We start from the raw sequence: 15,594 nt of genomic DNA on the forward strand, positions 1-15,594 counted from the left end.
AAAACTTTATCCTTTAAGCTTATCAGCATTTATTTAAACCGCCACTATTATATTTTTTATCTAGACATTCTTTGAAAAATTCCCCTCTGGTTTTTGGAATTTTTCCTGGATGTTTTTGTTTCATGTGTTCTAAATACTTATCATAACTAGAAAGTCCCACCAAGGGATGAAAAAACCTTTCGGCTTTTTCATAATAATACTTAAATTTTTTGAAATTCATCAATCTTAATATACTTAGTTTCTTTAAGAGGAATTTTAATTTTACCTAAGCAAATTCCTATACAAGAAATTATAACAAGCAAGGTAGCTATCATAAAGAACACACAAAGAATTGCATTAAGTAAATTTCCAACTTTATTTTGAGTGGCTATTGAAATTTCTTTTTTAATTACAGAAATTTCTTTTTCATCTTTAGTATTATTTAATTTAAATTCTAAATCTTTAATTTTTTGACTTTGTATGCTAACGGCGGCTACATGACTTACCGCATTTGCTACTTTATTGCCTTCTTCATAAGGCATAATTTTTTGAATTCCTCCATACAGAGTTGCCACTAAGACAAATACCGCAGGTACTAAAGTAACCCAAGTATATCTTGCCTTGCCCATTTTTACAAGTATAGTTGTAGCAAGAAGTAAAGCCATACCCGCAAGCATTTGATTACTCACGCCAAAAAGAGGCCAAAGCGTATAAATTCCTCCCTTAGGATCAATGGCACCTTGATAAAGAAAATATCCCCAACCTGCAACACTTAAAGCCGTAGCCAAAAGTCCAGCTGGATAATTATGAATATCTCCTAAAGGTTTATAAACATTACCCAATATATCTTGCACCATAAAACGACAAGCCCTTGTCCCAGCATCCACCGCTGTTAAAATAAATAAAGCTTCAAACAATATAGCAAAATGATACCAAAAAGCCATCAAATCCACGCCGCCAAAAAGTTCATGTAAGATCAAAGCTACACCTATAGCAAAAGTCGGGGCTCCCCCTGTTCTTGAAAGTATAGTATGCTCTCCTATATTTGTGGTTAAAGTAGTAATTTCTTCAGGAGTAATACTAAATCCCCAACTTGAAATAGTTTGTGCTACATTTACAACATCTGTTCCTATCAAAGCAGAGCTTGAATTTATAGCAAAATAAAGACCTGGATGTAAAATACAAGCACAAATTAAAGCCATAATCGCCACAGCACTCTCAGCAAGCATAGAGCCATATCCAACAGCCAAAGCATGAGTTTCGTTTTCAAGCATTTTAGGAGTAGTTCCACTAGAAATCAAAGCATGAAAACCACTGATCGCACCACAAGCAATGGTAATAAATAAAAATGGAAACACTCCACCTGCAAATACTGGACCTGTTCCATCAAAATACTGAGTATTTGCTTTTGGCATTTGTAAATCAGGAGCAACCAAAACAATAGCTACAGCCATTACCACAATAACACCGATTTTCAAAAAAGTTGAAAGATAATCTCTTGGAGCAAGTAAAAACCACACAGGTAAAACAGAAGCAATAAAACCATAAGCCATCATAACAATTGCCAAAATTGGAGCTTCTAAAGTAAATATTTTAGCCCAATAAGGATCAGCAGCTATAACGCTACCATAATGAATAGCCAAAATTAAAAGCACAAAACCTATTATAGAAGCCTCCCCTACTCTACCTGGACGGATAAAACGCATATAAATGCCCATAAATATTGCTATAGGAATAGTCATTGCGATAGTAAATAAACCCCATGGAGATTCTGCTAAAGCTTTTACAACCACCATAGCTAAAATGGCAATAATAATAAGCATAATGCCAAAAATCGCCACCATAGCAACTCCACCTGTAAATTTACCCATCTCATCCTTAATCATCTCGCCAAGACTTCTACCTTTTCTACGAGTAGATATAAAAAGAACAACAAAATCATGCACAGCACCCGCTAAAACTCCTCCTACTAAAATCCAAAGCATAGAAGGCAAATATCCCATTTGAGCGGCCAAGATAGGTCCTACTAATGGACCTGCTCCTGCAATAGCAGCAAAATGATGTCCAAATAATACAGCTTTATTTGTAGGCACAAAATCACGCCCATCATTTTCTACAAGTGCTGGTGTTGCACGATTTTTATCAAGTTCTAAAACCTTATAAGCTACAAAACGCCCATAAAATCTATATCCTATCATATAAATACATACAGCAGCAACCACCAAATAAATCGCTGATACACTTTCGCCATTTTGTAAAGCTAAATAACCAAAACAAATAGCGCCTAAAGTTGCAACAAACAACCATAAAATTTTAGTACTTAACTGAGTCATATTTCTCCTAAGAAAATAAAATATTTTCAAAGAATAGCAGATTTATAGATTAAATTATATAGAAAGATGTTTAGTTTTTTCACATTTTTAAAAAAATATATGTTTTTTGTTTCTTTAAGTAGCATAAAAATGAAAAGCTTAAAAATAATCTTTAAGCTTTTTTAATCTAAATAAAGAGAGAATTTACACTTTCGTTATGATAAACACGACGTATTACTTCAGCAAAAACAGGTGTAACGCTTAATACTTTAATATTTGGTAATTGCTCTTTTAAAGGTATAGTATCTGTTACCACAAGCTCATCTAAAACTCCACTTGCTATTCTCTCATAGGCTTTTCCACTTAAAACTGCATGAGTACAGCAAGCCATAACAGATTTTGCACCTTTTTCTTTTAAAGCTTCCGCGGCTTTAACTATAGTGCCAGCAGTATCAATAATATCATCCACTAAGATAACTTCTTTATCTTTTACATCTCCAATAATATTCATTACTTCACTTTCATTGGCTTTTTCACGACGCTTATCAACTATAACTATATCAAGTCCTAAATGCTTTGCAACACTCCTAGCTCTTGCAACACCCCCTATATCTGGACTTCCTATAATAGCATTTTTAAAATGTTTGGCTTTAATGTAATCATTAAAAACTATACTTCCATAAAGATTATCTACTGGAATATCAAAAAAACCCTGAATTTGTCCTGCATGCAAATCTATCGTAGCTACGCGATCAATCCCAGCTGCTTGAATCAAATTAGCCACAAGTTTAGCAGTAATTGGCACTCTAGGATTTGCTTTTCTATCTTGTCTCGCATAGCCAAAATATGGGATAATAGCCGTAATTGAATTTGCACTTGAGCGACGCAAAGCATCTGTAAGAATTAAAAGTTCCATTAAATTATCGTTTGTAGGAGCGCAAGTACTTTGAATAATAAAAACATCCTTTCCGCGTACACTCTCATCAATTTGAACACTAATCTCTCCATCACTAAACCGCTTTACTCCAGCATCACTTAAAGGCAGGGAGAGATATTTAGAAACTTGTCTTGCAAATTCGACATTAGCTGAGCCTGAAAAAATTTTATAACCTCGCATAAAAAACCTTAATCAATAAAATTATGAATTAATACAAAAGATTTTAATAAAAAAAATGTTAAAAACTGCTGTAAATTTAAAAAGCTTATATAAAAATATAAGCTTTTTTAAGAAATGTAAGCTGTCTTTTTGGCATAATATCTTACCAACATAGAAAGTGAAAAACATATTATAAAATAAATTCCCGCAACAACACCTATCATCGCTAAAATTTCTTCAAAACTTGTTAGTTTTGCCAATATAGTTTTTGAATTATAAGTAAGTTCAGCTATACCTAAACCCGCTAAATAAGCTGTATCCTTTACAGTGGTTACAATTTGAGATAATAAAGCAGGTATTATTTTTCTAAAAGTTTGTGGTAAAATAATATAAAAAAGAGTAAAAAATTTACCAAAACCTTGAGAATAAGCTGCTTCAAACTGACCTTTTGGTATAGAATTTAATCCACCTCTAATAATTTCAGCCATAACCGAACTCGTATAAAGTGAAAATCCTATAGTACCCCAAAAAGCTTGAGGAAATTGTCCAAAAAATACAGGTAGAACAAAACAAGCTGCAAGCATCCATAATAATAAAGGAGTATTTCTAAAAATATCTATATAGCAAGCTGCTAAAAATTTACTTAATCTATCCCCATAATTTTTAGTTATAGCTAAAAAAGTTCCAAAAACAATCGAAATAATACAAGTTGCTAAGGCTATTTTTAATGTCAGAAATAAACCTTGCATTAAAAATTCAATATTTTGTGCATTAAAAACATTTTCCATTAACAACCCTTTATCTCGTTAAATGTGCTTTTTTTAATTTATTTTCATAAGCTTTTGCAAAATAAGCCAAAGGATAGCAAATTATAAAATATAAAACCGCTGCAAATATATAAGCCGGCGCATAATTTCCATAATCAGCTGCATAACTATCAGCAGAATGCATTAACTCAGCTCCACCTACAATAAGCAATACAGAGGTATTTTTAATTAAATTTACCATTTGATTTGTCATCGGCGGTAAAATAATTCTAATGGTTTGAGGTACTATAATATAACGCATTTGTTGAATATAAGTAAACCCTTGAGACGCAGAAGCTTCAAACTGACCTCTTGGCACAGCCAAAATTCCACTTCTAACCACCTCGCTTACATAAGCTCCGTGATACGCCCCAACACCCAATACACCAATAGTAAATATATCAAGCCTTATACCTAAAACAGGTAAGGCATAAAACAAAAAGAAAATTTGTATTACCAAAGGAACATTTTGAAAAAGCTCTACGTAAATTCTAGTGTAGGCTCTGATAATTTTAAATCTACTTGTAGCCATAACTCCGCCTATAGTTCCAAAAATTGTAGCTATAAGCAAAGCAAGAATGCTTACTTCTAAAGTATAAATAAAACCATTAATAAAAGCATCTTTATTATCCAAAGCATCTAAAAATTTCCATACCGCAAAAGGGCTTATACTATTTTCATCATATAAACCCCAAGAAGTAAGAATTTGTCTTAAATGTTCAACAAAACCTACACTTTCATTCATATTATAAACCCCATTTTTTCGCTAAAGCATCAATTTCATTTTTATGTTCTTTTACAAAATCATCAACATATTTTGCAAAAGCTGGATCATCTTTTTTGGTTACAATACCATAACTTTGTGGTTCAAAACTATCTGGCAAAATTTCACTTTTATCATCCACATAACCTAACAATATTGATTTGTCTACAGAAAACGCATCAACTCTTTTAGCATCTAAAGCAGCTTTTATACTTGGATAATCAGGAAATTCACTAAATTTAACATCAATGCCAATTTTTTTAGCAGCTTCACCTATAGCTTTTTTTGTAGTTGCAGCTTGAGCCACTCCAATATTTGCACCTTTCATATCAGCTAAAGATTTATATTTTTTTTCTTTTAAAACCAAAAGCCCTATAGCATCTTGATAATAAGGTTCTGAGAAATTATAAATTCTTTTTCTCTCTGGAGTAATAGTAAAAGTTGCTATCACTGCATCTACACTACCATTATCAAGCAAAGGGCCTCTTGTTTTAGCATTAACTGCAACTAGTTTTATTTTTTTATCATCACCCAATATACTTTTAGCTAGCAATTTGGCAACATCTACTTCGAAACCTTTAATTTCACCTGTTGCTTGATCAAGTAAAGCATAATGCGGAACATCATTTTTAACACCAACTATTAATTGTCCTTTAGATTTAATAGACTCAAGCTTACCTTCTGCTGCATTAGCATTGCTAAATGCAACACAAGCACCTAGAGCAAAAACTGCCAACTTTAACAAAGATTTTCTAAAAACCATTTTTTCTCCTTTCAATTTTGGTTAATTTTTAAGAATTTTCCCTAAAAAGAGTCGCGCTCTTTCAGTTTTTGGATTTGAGAAAAATTCACTAGGAATATTTTCTTCCACAATAGCACCATCTTCCATAAAAATAATCCTATCTGCTACTTCTTTTGCAAAACCCATTTCGTGTGTAACAACCACCATGGTAGTATTGCTTTGATGTGAAATTTCTTTCATTACATCTAAAACCTCTTGTATGGTTTCTGGATCAAGGGCTGAAGTAGGTTCATCAAATAAAATATAGGGTTTTTTAGTACAAAGTGATCTTGCTATAGCAACGCGTTGTTGTTGTCCACCTGAAAGGGTTGCTGGATAAACATTTGCTTTATCCAGCAAACCTACAACTTTTAAATACTTAAAAGCTGTTTCTTCAGCTTCTTTTTTAGATTTTTTTTGAAGTTTCATTGGAGCTAAGGTCAAATTTTGCAAAACCGTCATATGTGGATATAAATTAAAATGCTGAAAAACCATTGCACAATATTTTCGGCAAATTTCAATTTTATTTTTATGATTTAAAACAAGATTGTTAACTACGACCTCTCCTGAACTAACTTCTTCAAGCCCATTCATGCAACGGATAGTTGTACTTTTTCCACTTCCACTTGGACCTATAATAACAAGCTTCTCACCTTCTTTAACAGAAAGATTAATATTCTTTAGAACATGATGAGTTCCGTAGTATTTGTTTACATTTTTTAATTCAATCAAGTTTTTTCCTTTATTTTTAACTAAATATAAAATTAATTGAAATTATTTTATCATTAAATAAAGAAAACTACTTCAAAATGTAACTTATTTTTACTAATAAATTTCCAAAGTGTAACTTTTAGTAATTTTTAGAATTTATACTTTTTCATAGTAAACACCTCTTGGAGAGAAAATCTTTTTAAAATAAATAGTCTCTGGAATTAAATCAGCATTGCCAACATAAAGCCTTCCTTTATCATTTAAAATTCTATGAAATCTCTCCATAAGTTTTAGTTTTGATTCATGATCAAAATAAATAATCATATTTCTAGAAGCTATAATATCAAATTTTCCCAATCTTGAAAATTTTTCTTCAAAAACATTGCAAAGTTCAAATTTACAAGTACAAAGCTCATTTTTATTAATAGTATAAAATTTATCTTCGCTTTCTAAAAAAAACCTTCTTTTTTCACTCTCGCTCAATCGCTGTAAAGTTCTTCCTTGATATTTTCCAAGTTTTGCTTTTTCAATCACACTTGAATTAATATCAACGCCTAAAATATACATATCTTTAATAAAATTCTGCGCAGCCAATAATGCCAAAGAATATACTTCTTCTCCACTTGAACAAGGGGCGCTTAGGATATTTACTCTCTTTTCTAAGCTTTTGGCATAATAAATTATTTCTTTCAATTGAGCCAATTCTCTTAAAAAATAAGTTTCACCTATGGTTACAAAATCTAAAGTTTCTTGTTTAAGTTGTCTATTGCTTTTTAATTTTCCCAAAAATTCGGAAAAATTTTTAGTATTAGTTCCTTCAAGAAATTTATTCAACTTTAAAGCTAGTATATTTTTTTTATCGGTTAAATCAATACCACTCATTTCGTTGATAATTTTTATAAATTCATTAAGTTCCAATTCGCTAGGAGTTATTTTTTTTTCCATGCAATTTTCCTTATTATTAATCCTGATCAATAAAATTTACAATTTCTTTTTTAATTTCTTTTAAGCTCATAGGTTTTAAATGCGGATTCATATCTTTTGCTCTTTTTGGCATACCATAAACGACGCTATCTGCTTCATTCTCACATAAACATCTAACTCCTGTTTTATAAAGCTCAAATAAACCTTTTGCGCCATCATCTCCCATGCCCGTTAAAATAATAGCAAGTATTTTATTTGTTTTTGCCAAAGAAACAGCGGAATGAAAAAGTAAATCCACACTCGGTTTAAAGCTTGAAGCCACATCTTGCCAAGCGGCTACAATATTTAAATTTCCAGATAAAATAGTATTTTTAGGGCAAATATAAATTTTATTGCTTAATATCTCTTTATCGTTCAATAAGCACACTTCACTAAAAGCTTCTTTATTAAATTGCCCCACAAAAGATGGAATAAAACTGGCACTCATGTGCTGAGCTATAACTACACAAGTATTTTTTACATCAATATCCTTTAAAAGAAATTTAAGCTGATTAGGACCACCTGTTGAAGATCCTATGAGTATGAGCTTCATTTTCTTCTCCCCTTAATTTATTGAAATTTTATTTTTCTTGTCACATGATTCTAACATATATAAAGAAAAATAAAGCTTATTTTTAAAAAAAGAAAAGCTGTTTTTATGATTTAATATGATAAGATTAGGTTTTTATCTTATTTTATATAGTAATTAGGAAGCCAATGCTTAGGGAAAAAATTTATATTGCTAGTGATCATGCTGGTTTTGAATTAAAAGAAAAAATTTGCGTATTTTTAAAAGAAAAAAATATAATTTTTAACGATTTAGGAACAAACACTTGCGCAAGCTGCGATTATCCTGATTATGCACATTTACTTGCCGAAAAAATAGACGAACGAAGCTTTGGCATTCTTATTTGTGGAAGTGGAATTGGAATTTCTATTGCAGCAAATCGTCATAAAAACATTCGTTGTGCATTATGTCATGAAAGCTTAAGTGCAGAACTTGCAAGAAGGCATAATGATGCCAATGTTTTGGCATTAGGCGGAAGATTAATCGGGGTTGAATTAGCTATAGATATTATAGAAAAATTCATTCAAACTCCTTTTGAAGAAGGGAGACATATGCAAAGAATTCAAAAAATTGAGGTAAAAATATAATGTTTACAAACTGGCTTGTTTTAACTATATTGATTTGTGCAACTATCTATCTTATTGTAATGTTGTTTTACTATAAAACTCTACTTAATAAAGAAAAAACATCAAAAGATTTTATCAAAAACAATCTTGATGATACTGAGATTGTCATTAGAAAACTACAAATTCAACTTCAAAGAAGTCTTGGAAATATAGATATACTCACAGAAGAACTTAATAAAATCAAAGCAGACCTTACATCTTTAAGAACCAGAAATTCTCAATATCGCTTGGAAAATGACAAACTAAGACAAAGAATTAAAGAATTAGAAGCAAAAATCGAGGCATTATTATGATAAAACTAACACAAGAAGAAAAAAAATATCTGCTTGATAGCATTAGGATTATTCCTGATTTTCCAAAAAAAGGAATTATTTTTAGAGATATCACCACTCTACTAAATAACAAAGAAGCTTTAAATTTTCTACTTAGACATTTAAAAGAACGCTACAAAGATTACAATCTAGACTTCATAGCAGGAACAGAAAGCAGAGGATTTATCTTTGCATCTATGATTTGTGCAAAACTTAATCTTCCTTTTGCACCTATTAGAAAACCTGGAAAACTCCCTTTTGAAACCTTTAGCTGCGAATACGATCTTGAATATGGCAGCGATAAAGTAGAACTTCATAAAGATGCATTTAAAAATATTCAAAATGCAAGAGTTTTACTTGTAGATGATTTAATAGCAACTGGCGGAACAGCTATAGCTTCATATGAACTCATTCAAAAAGCTGGAGCTAAATGTGTTGAAGCTTGTTTTTTAATGAATCTTAAAGATTTAAATGGAGCAAATAAACTTGAAAAACTTACTTCAGTTTATAGTGTTTTAGAAATTTAAAACTATAGAAAGGTACAAATGGAAGAATTTTTAAAAAATTTACTTTACCAATACAAAGATCTAGCTTATATTATTATTTTTTTATGGTGCATTTTAGAAGGAGAGTTAGCTTTAATTTTAGCAGGTATTTTTGCTCATCAAGGACATGTAAATTTAGGTTTTGTTATATTTATAGCAGGACTTGGTGGTTTTGTAGGTGATCAAATTTATTTCTATATAGGAAGATATAATAAACGCTACATACAAAAAAAATTAAAAACTCAAAGGCGTAAATTTGCAGTAGCACACCTACTTTTACAACGTTTTGGTTGGCCTATTATTTTTATACAACGCTATATGTATGGCTTTAGAACCATTATACCTATGAGTATAGGAATCACGCGTTATAGTGCAAAAAAATTTGCTATTATCAATCTTTTTAGTGCTTGGGTTTGGGCATCAATCACTATACTTCTAGCTTGGTATTTTGGAGAACAAATTTGGAAGATGGTGACTTGGGCTGAAGAACATTGGTATTATGCAGCCATTATTATTATAGCTTTTTTATCCCTTTTATTATTTGGTTTTAAACAAATGGAAAAAGCTATACTTAAAGATAAAAGGAAAAAATCATGAAATTTGAATTAAACGATAAAAAACTAGATGCTATAAAAGCAGACTTTGAACTTGTTTTTATACAGGATAAAAATTTAAAAATTTTTAACAAAGAAAAAGATTTTTTTAAACTTAATAATTACAAAGGCGAAGGTGCATTATTAGACTTAAACAATAAAAAGCTTTATTTAGAGCTTAAAAGTCTTGCTTATGATGATATAAGATTAAGTCTTTGCACAGCATATAAAACTCTTGAGAAACTTAATATTAAAAGCGTAAAACTTCCTAGCATAATAGGAGATTGTGTAGTTAGAAGTTTTGCATCTTTAGTTGAAGGCGTACTTTTTGGAGCTTATAAATTTGACAAATATAAAAGCGAGAAAAAAACAAGTACTTTGGAAAAATTTATTATTTCAAGCGAAGAATTAAATGGTAAGAAATTTAATAAAGATGAAGCTAAGATAGGTTTAGAGCGTGGAGAAATTTTAGCTAATGCTACAAATTTTACTAAAAATATAGTCAATGAAATTCCTGAAATTTACACCCCTTTAAAAATGGCAGAAGATGCGCAAAATTTAGCTAAAGAAAATAAAAACATTATTTGTAAAATTTATGATGAAAAATTCTTAGCCAAAGAAAAAATGAATGCCTTTTTAGCGGTAAATCGCGCCTCGATACACCCACCACGCCTCATTCATCTAAGCTATAAAGCCAAAAATGCAAAAAAACGTGTTGTATTTGTTGGAAAAGGCTTAACTTACGATAGCGGTGGATTAAGCTTAAAACCAGCTGATTTTATGCTTACAATGAAAGCTGATAAAAGCGGTGCAGCAGCAGTAATGGGAATCATAAAAGCCGTAGCTGAACTTGCTTTAGATTTAGAAGTGCATTGCATTTTGGGCGCAACTGAAAATATGATAGGCGGCAATGCTTATAAGCCTGATGATGTGTTAATCAGTCGTGAAGGTGTAAGCATAGAGGTAAGAAATACAGATGCAGAAGGACGCTTGGTTTTAGCTGATTGTCTTTCTTTTGCACAGGATTTAAAACCTGATTTACTTATCGATATGGCAACTCTTACTGGAGCTTGTGTTGTAGGACTTGGAGAATTTACAAGTGCTATTATGGGAAATAATGAGGAATTGCAAAATGATTTTTATCTAAGCTCTAAAAAAAGCGGAGAATATACCACAATCTTACATTTCAACCCTTACTTAAGAGAACTTATAAAATCAAATATTGCCGATGTTAGTAATACTGCCTCTAGTCGCTACGGAGGTGCAATTACCGCAGGGTTATTTTTAGATAAATTTATTCGTAAAGAATATAAAGATAAATGGCTACATCTTGACATAGCAGGACCTGCTTATACAGAAAAATCTTGGGGATATTCTAGTTTTGGCGCAGGTGGAGCTGGAGTTAGAATGTGTGTTAATTATTTAATTCAAATTTTAAGGAAAGCTAAATGAGTTTAAGCGTAGGTATAGTAGGACTTCCAAATGTTGGCAAATCAACAACTTTTAATGCTTTAACTAAAGCACAAAATGCCCAAAGTGCAAACTATCCTTTCTGCACCATAGAGCCTAATAAAGCCATGGTTGAAGTTCCTGATTTAAGACTTAATGAACTTGCTAAAATAGTAAAACCTGAAAGAATTATGCATTCTTTAATAGAATTTGTAGATATCGCTGGACTTGTTAAAGGCGCAAGTAAAGGCGAAGGCTTGGGAAATAAATTTCTTTCAAATATACGTGAAACTGAGGTTATTTTGCATATAGTACGTTGTTTTGATGAAGAAAATATTACCCATGTTGAAGGTGGAGTTGATCCTTTACGTGATGTAGAAATTATCAATACAGAGCTTATTTTAGCAGATATTGAGCAACTGAGTAAAAAAATAGAAAAACTCACCAAAGAAGCCAAAGCCAATCAAAAGGGCGCCAAAGAAAGTCTCGAACTTGCAAATTCCTTACTTGATCATTTAAACAAAGGCTTAGCTGCAAGTTCTTATCCTGAAAAGGAAAGTGAAATTTATCAAGCCCTAATCAAGGAATTAAGACTGCTTTCTGCTAAAGAGGTGATTTATGGTGCAAATGTTGATGAAAATGGTATTAGTGAAGATAATGATTATGTAAAAGCTTTAAAAGAATATGCTAAAAAAAATGATCATGAAGTTATCAAGCTTTGTGCAAAAATCGAAGAAGAATTAGTAGGATTAAGCGATGAAGAAAGTCATGAATTTTTAAGCTCTCTAGGAGTTAACGAAAGCGGTCTTGATCAAATCATACGCACTGCTTTTGCTAAGCTTGGACTGATCAGTTATTTTACCGCTGGTGTAGTTGAAGTGCGTTCTTGGACAATCAAAAAAGGCTGGAAAGCACCAAAAGCAGCAAGCGTGATTCATAATGACTTTGAAAAAGGCTTTATAAAAGCTGAAGTTATTTCCTATGAAGACTATATCCAATACAAAGGCGAAAATGGCGCCAAAGAAGCAGGAAAGCTACGCCTTGAAGGAAAAGACTATATCGTTTTAGACGGCGATGTAATGCACTTTAGATTCAATGTTTAGGCAAAATAGCCTAAACAATATTTATAAATTTTGAATAAAACCTTCCAAAATTTGAATTTGCTTTTCTACGCTTGCAATAGAACTTGAGCCTTCACTTTGCTTAGAATTTAAAGAAAATTCAAAATTTAAAAGTTCCATAGCTTTTTCATCAAATACAGGATCTATTTTTGAAAGATCTTTAATTTCACTTATATCAATACCTTGTGCTTCAGCTTGTGCAACAACATTTCCCACTATAAAATGTGCTTTTCTAAAAGGAATATTTTTTTCACGCACCAAATAATCTGCCAAATCGGTAGCCAATAAATGACCTTTTTTACAAGCATTAAGCATATTTTCTTTATTAATTTGTATTTCTTTTAGCATTGCATTTAAGATGATTAAGCTATCTTTAGCGGTTTTTACACTATCAAAAATCCCTTCTTTATCTTCTTGCATATCTTTATTATAGGCTAAAGGTAAAGCTTTCATTATAGTTAAAAGAGAAATCAAATTTCCATAAACACGCCCTGTTTTTCCACGTATAAGCTCACAAACATCAGGATTTTTTTTCTGAGGCATAATAGAACTTCCTGTTGAAAAGCTATCACTTATAGTTATAAAAGAAAACTCCGAACTTGAAAATAAGATCATTTCTTCGCAAAGTCTTGATGTGTGTGTAAAAATAACTGCTATATCATAAAGCAAATCAAGAGCAAAATCCCTATCACTCACTCCATCCATAGCATTTAGCATAATATCTTTAAATCCTAAAATTTCAGCACTCAACTCACGATTGGTTCTATAGCTTGTTCCTGCACATGCACAAGATCCAAGTGGCGAAAAGTCTGCGAGTTCTAGGCTATTTTGCAAACGCTTAATATCTCGCATTAACATAAAAGCATAAGCTAAAATATAAAAAGAAAAACTCACAGGCTGAGCGTGCTGTAAATGTGTAAAACTTGGCATAATAGTTTTTTTATGCACTTTAGCATGTTCGAGCATGGTTTGAATCAATTCTTTTAAAAGCTTTATAAGTTCAATATGAGATTTTTTGACAAAAAGTTTAAAATCAGTAGCCACTTGATCATTTCTACTTCTTGCAGTATGAAGTCTTCCACCAATTTCACTACCTATAATCTCGCTTAAACGCTTTTCTACGGCCATATGAATATCTTCATCTTTAATATCAAAAATAAATTTACCTTGCTCTATTTCACTTCTAACCTGCTCTAAACCTTTTATAATAGCATCTAATTCTTCTTTTTTTAAAATACCACAACTTTCAAGCATTGTAGCGTGTGCTATAGAACCTTGTATATCTTCATTGAACAAAGTTTTATCTACATTTAAACTTGCATTAAATTCTTTTAAAAGCTCATCACTTGCATCACTAAAACGTCCTGACCACATTTCATTTTTCATTTAAATGCCTTAAATTTTTGGTCCAAATTTGCTAAATTCAATGCCTTCTTTGACATCTTCATAACGTTTAAAATTTTGTATAAACATATGTGCTAATTTATCTCTTGTTGCAATATAAGCATTTTTATCTAACCAAGTATTTATAGGATTTAAAAGTACACTTTCTACACCTTCTAAAGCTTTTGGAATAGCTAAATCAAACACTTCAAAATTTTCAAATTCGCATTTTGTAATACTTCCATCTAGAATAGCATTAATGCAAGCCCTAGTAGCCTTAATGCTCATTCTTTTACCCACACCGTAGCTTCCGCCACTCCAACCCGTATTAACAAGATAAACATTAACTTCATGTTTTTCAATCTTTTCACCAAGCAATCTCGCATAAACCGTTGGATGTAAAGGCATAAAAGGTTCTCCAAAACAAGCTGAAAAAGTTGCTTGAGGCTCTGTTATACCGCGCTCAGTTCCAGCTACTTTTGCTGTATAGCCACTTAAAAAATAATACATAGCCTGCTCTTTGCTTAGTTTGCTTACCGGGGGTAAAATTCCAAAAGCATCTGCACTTAAAAATATAATATTTTTTGGATGCCCTGCTTTTAGACTAGGCTCATGATTTTCAATATGCTCTATAGGATAAGAAACTCTCGTGTTTTCTGTTTTTGAGGCATCAGCATAATCAACACTCTTATCAGCTCTTAAAACTACATTTTCTAAAAGTGCATTTCTTTTAATGGCTCCATAAATTTCAGGCTCATATTCAGGATCAAGATTGATTGTTTTTGCATAGCAACCGCCCTCAAAATTAAACACACCTTCATCATCCCAGCCATGCTCATCATCACCTATGAGTCTTCTTTTTGGATCGGTTGAAAGCGTAGTTTTTCCTGTACCGCTAAGTCCAAAGAAAAGTGCCACATCGTCTTTTTCTCCGACATTTGCACTACAATGCATAGAAAGTTTATTTTCTAGTGGCAACCAATAATTCATCATAGAAAAAATACCTTTTTTCATTTCTCCACCATACCAAGTTCCACCAATAACCGCTATATTTTCTTCAACATTAAAGATCACAAAAACCTCTGAATTTAAACCATCTTGTTTGTAATCTTCATTGATGCATTTGCAAGCATTATAAACAATAAAATCTGCTTTAAAATTCTCAAGTTCCTCTTGACTTGGGCGAATAAACATATTTTTAACAAAATGCGCTTGCCATGCAATTTCAGTAACAAATCTTACTGCTTTGCGACTTTGCAAAGAAGCACCGCAAAAAACATCTTGAACATAAATTTTCTTTCCGCTTAATTCTTGCTTTGCTTTAGTTAAAAGTTTATCAAATAATTCTTTTGTAATAGGCTGATTTACCTTTCCCCAAGCTATATATTTACTAGATGGATCTTGTTTTACAAAATATTTATCTTTAGGACTCCTACCTGTAAAAATCCCTGTATCTACACAAAAAGTATCATTATCCGTGCTTAAACCTTCATTATTTGCTTTTTCATGAGCATTTAATTCATCATAACTTAAATTATGAAAAATTTCCTTTATATTATCCAAACCTAACTTATCAAATTTTTTCAT

17 protein-coding genes are annotated in these 15,594 nt (G+C 31.5%); 6 read left to right on the top strand and 11 right to left on the bottom strand.

Translation table 11 applies throughout. The annotated features are described in order from the left end of the window. Window positions 1-22 precede the first annotated feature (22 nt). From kcuS to FBF15_RS07730, 9 genes are all read right to left on the bottom strand, one after another. Window positions 23-220, bottom strand: coding sequence for a KCU-star family selenoprotein (gene kcuS / locus FBF15_RS07690; RefSeq protein WP_002867452.1), 198 nt, complete (start codon window positions 218-220; stop codon window positions 23-25). Next, entirely contained in the window at window positions 201-2,312 is a 2,112-nt protein-coding gene (locus tag FBF15_RS07695) for a carbon starvation CstA family protein (RefSeq protein ID WP_038816696.1), read from the bottom strand. Before FBF15_RS07695 ends, kcuS begins: the two co-directional genes overlap by 20 nt. 166 nt (window positions 2,313-2,478) lie before the next feature. Then, complete coding sequence (locus FBF15_RS07700; protein ID WP_002853293.1) at window positions 2,479-3,408, bottom strand: ribose-phosphate pyrophosphokinase; 930 nt, start codon at window positions 3,406-3,408, stop codon at window positions 2,479-2,481. A gap of 107 nt (window positions 3,409-3,515) precedes the next feature. Beyond that, window positions 3,516-4,175, bottom strand: coding sequence for an amino acid ABC transporter permease (locus FBF15_RS07705; RefSeq protein WP_002853290.1), 660 nt, complete (start codon window positions 4,173-4,175; stop codon window positions 3,516-3,518). A 10-nt stretch (window positions 4,176-4,185) separates the two neighbouring features. Then, window positions 4,186-4,938 (bottom strand): amino acid ABC transporter permease, encoded by a 753-nt coding sequence (locus FBF15_RS07710; RefSeq protein ID WP_002853332.1) that lies wholly within the window; start codon window positions 4,936-4,938, stop codon window positions 4,186-4,188. A 1-nt stretch (window position 4,939) separates the two neighbouring features. Beyond that, complete coding sequence (gene peb1A / locus FBF15_RS07715; RefSeq protein WP_002853252.1) at window positions 4,940-5,719, bottom strand: bifunctional adhesin/ABC transporter aspartate/glutamate-binding protein PEB1a; 780 nt, start codon at window positions 5,717-5,719, stop codon at window positions 4,940-4,942. Between the two features lie 21 nt (window positions 5,720-5,740). Beyond that, window positions 5,741-6,469, bottom strand: coding sequence for an amino acid ABC transporter ATP-binding protein (locus FBF15_RS07720; protein ID WP_002853259.1), 729 nt, complete (start codon window positions 6,467-6,469; stop codon window positions 5,741-5,743). 135 nt (window positions 6,470-6,604) lie between these two features. Continuing rightward, window positions 6,605-7,393: a CheR family methyltransferase gene (locus FBF15_RS07725; RefSeq protein WP_002853285.1), complete on the bottom strand. Its 789-nt coding sequence runs from the start codon at window positions 7,391-7,393 to the stop codon at window positions 6,605-6,607. 16 nt (window positions 7,394-7,409) lie between these two features. Continuing rightward, window positions 7,410-7,964 (bottom strand): chemotaxis protein CheB, encoded by a 555-nt coding sequence (locus FBF15_RS07730; protein WP_002853263.1) that lies wholly within the window; start codon window positions 7,962-7,964, stop codon window positions 7,410-7,412. Between the two features lie 164 nt (window positions 7,965-8,128). On the opposite strand from FBF15_RS07730, the gene rpiB reads away from it, so the two are divergent. The 6 genes from rpiB to ychF are packed head-to-tail and all read left to right on the top strand — an operon-like array spanning window position 8,129 to window position 12,606. Beyond that, entirely contained in the window at window positions 8,129-8,566 is a 438-nt protein-coding gene (rpiB, locus tag FBF15_RS07735; protein WP_002856024.1) for a ribose 5-phosphate isomerase B, read from the top strand. Continuing rightward, window positions 8,566-8,898, top strand: a complete 333-nt coding sequence (locus FBF15_RS07740) for a membrane protein (RefSeq protein WP_002853247.1) — start codon at window positions 8,566-8,568, stop codon at window positions 8,896-8,898. Before rpiB ends, FBF15_RS07740 begins: the two co-directional genes overlap by 1 nt. Next, the gene (gene apt, locus FBF15_RS07745; RefSeq protein WP_038816987.1) at window positions 8,895-9,443 is read left to right on the top strand and encodes an adenine phosphoribosyltransferase; all 549 of its coding nucleotides are present in this window, start codon (window positions 8,895-8,897) and stop codon (window positions 9,441-9,443) included. Before FBF15_RS07740 ends, apt begins: the two co-directional genes overlap by 4 nt. Window positions 9,444-9,461: 18 nt before the next feature. Continuing rightward, entirely contained in the window at window positions 9,462-10,058 is a 597-nt protein-coding gene (locus tag FBF15_RS07750) for a DedA family protein (protein ID WP_002854047.1), read from the top strand. Then, window positions 10,055-11,506, top strand: a complete 1,452-nt coding sequence (locus tag FBF15_RS07755; protein ID WP_038816986.1) for a leucyl aminopeptidase — start codon at window positions 10,055-10,057, stop codon at window positions 11,504-11,506. The genes FBF15_RS07750 and FBF15_RS07755 overlap by 4 nt, the downstream gene beginning before the upstream one ends. Continuing rightward, window positions 11,503-12,606, top strand: a complete 1,104-nt coding sequence (gene ychF / locus FBF15_RS07760) for a redox-regulated ATPase YchF (protein ID WP_002853275.1) — start codon at window positions 11,503-11,505, stop codon at window positions 12,604-12,606. The genes FBF15_RS07755 and ychF overlap by 4 nt, the downstream gene beginning before the upstream one ends. Window positions 12,607-12,627: 21 nt before the next feature. Here ychF and argH read toward each other — a convergent pair whose 3' ends face one another. Next, entirely contained in the window at window positions 12,628-14,010 is a 1,383-nt protein-coding gene (gene argH / locus FBF15_RS07765; RefSeq protein ID WP_002870278.1) for an argininosuccinate lyase, read from the bottom strand. 9 nt (window positions 14,011-14,019) lie between these two features. Then, a complete protein-coding gene (gene pckA / locus FBF15_RS07770; RefSeq protein WP_002859572.1) occupies window positions 14,020-15,594 on the bottom strand; it encodes a phosphoenolpyruvate carboxykinase (ATP) in 1,575 nt (524 codons plus the stop codon).

Origin of the sequence: Campylobacter sp. CFSAN093233 (genome assembly GCF_011068165.1) — a bacterium.
In the GTDB taxonomy this organism is placed as follows: Bacteria; Campylobacterota; Campylobacteria; order Campylobacterales; family Campylobacteraceae; genus Campylobacter_D; species Campylobacter_D jejuni.

Excerpts from the sequence above, each read along its gene's own strand:
- FBF15_RS07710 (WP_002853332.1), bottom strand. The coding sequence starts at position 4,938 with ATGAATGAAAGTGTAGGTTTTGTTGAACATTTAAGACAAATTCTTACT.
- FBF15_RS07755 (WP_038816986.1), top strand. The coding sequence starts at position 10,055 with ATGAAATTTGAATTAAACGATAAAAAACTAGATGCTATAAAAGCAGAC.
- FBF15_RS07750 (WP_002854047.1), top strand. The coding sequence starts at position 9,462 with ATGGAAGAATTTTTAAAAAATTTACTTTACCAATACAAAGATCTAGCT.
- kcuS (WP_002867452.1), bottom strand. The coding sequence starts at position 220 with ATGAATTTCAAAAAATTTAAGTATTATTATGAAAAAGCCGAAAGGTTT.
- FBF15_RS07730 (WP_002853263.1), bottom strand. The coding sequence starts at position 7,964 with ATGAAGCTCATACTCATAGGATCTTCAACAGGTGGTCCTAATCAGCTT.
- apt (WP_038816987.1), top strand. The coding sequence starts at position 8,895 with ATGATAAAACTAACACAAGAAGAAAAAAAATATCTGCTTGATAGCATT.
- rpiB (WP_002856024.1), top strand. The coding sequence starts at position 8,129 with ATGCTTAGGGAAAAAATTTATATTGCTAGTGATCATGCTGGTTTTGAA.
- FBF15_RS07700 (WP_002853293.1), bottom strand. The coding sequence starts at position 3,408 with ATGCGAGGTTATAAAATTTTTTCAGGCTCAGCTAATGTCGAATTTGCA.
- argH (WP_002870278.1), bottom strand. The coding sequence starts at position 14,010 with ATGAAAAATGAAATGTGGTCAGGACGTTTTAGTGATGCAAGTGATGAG.
- FBF15_RS07725 (WP_002853285.1), bottom strand. The coding sequence starts at position 7,393 with ATGGAAAAAAAAATAACTCCTAGCGAATTGGAACTTAATGAATTTATA.
- ychF (WP_002853275.1), top strand. The coding sequence starts at position 11,503 with ATGAGTTTAAGCGTAGGTATAGTAGGACTTCCAAATGTTGGCAAATCA.
- peb1A (WP_002853252.1), bottom strand. The coding sequence starts at position 5,719 with ATGGTTTTTAGAAAATCTTTGTTAAAGTTGGCAGTTTTTGCTCTAGGT.
- FBF15_RS07695 (WP_038816696.1), bottom strand. The coding sequence starts at position 2,312 with ATGACTCAGTTAAGTACTAAAATTTTATGGTTGTTTGTTGCAACTTTA.
- FBF15_RS07705 (WP_002853290.1), bottom strand. The coding sequence starts at position 4,175 with ATGGAAAATGTTTTTAATGCACAAAATATTGAATTTTTAATGCAAGGT.
- pckA (WP_002859572.1), bottom strand. The coding sequence starts at position 15,594 with ATGAAAAAATTTGATAAGTTAGGTTTGGATAATATAAAGGAAATTTTT.
- FBF15_RS07740 (WP_002853247.1), top strand. The coding sequence starts at position 8,566 with ATGTTTACAAACTGGCTTGTTTTAACTATATTGATTTGTGCAACTATC.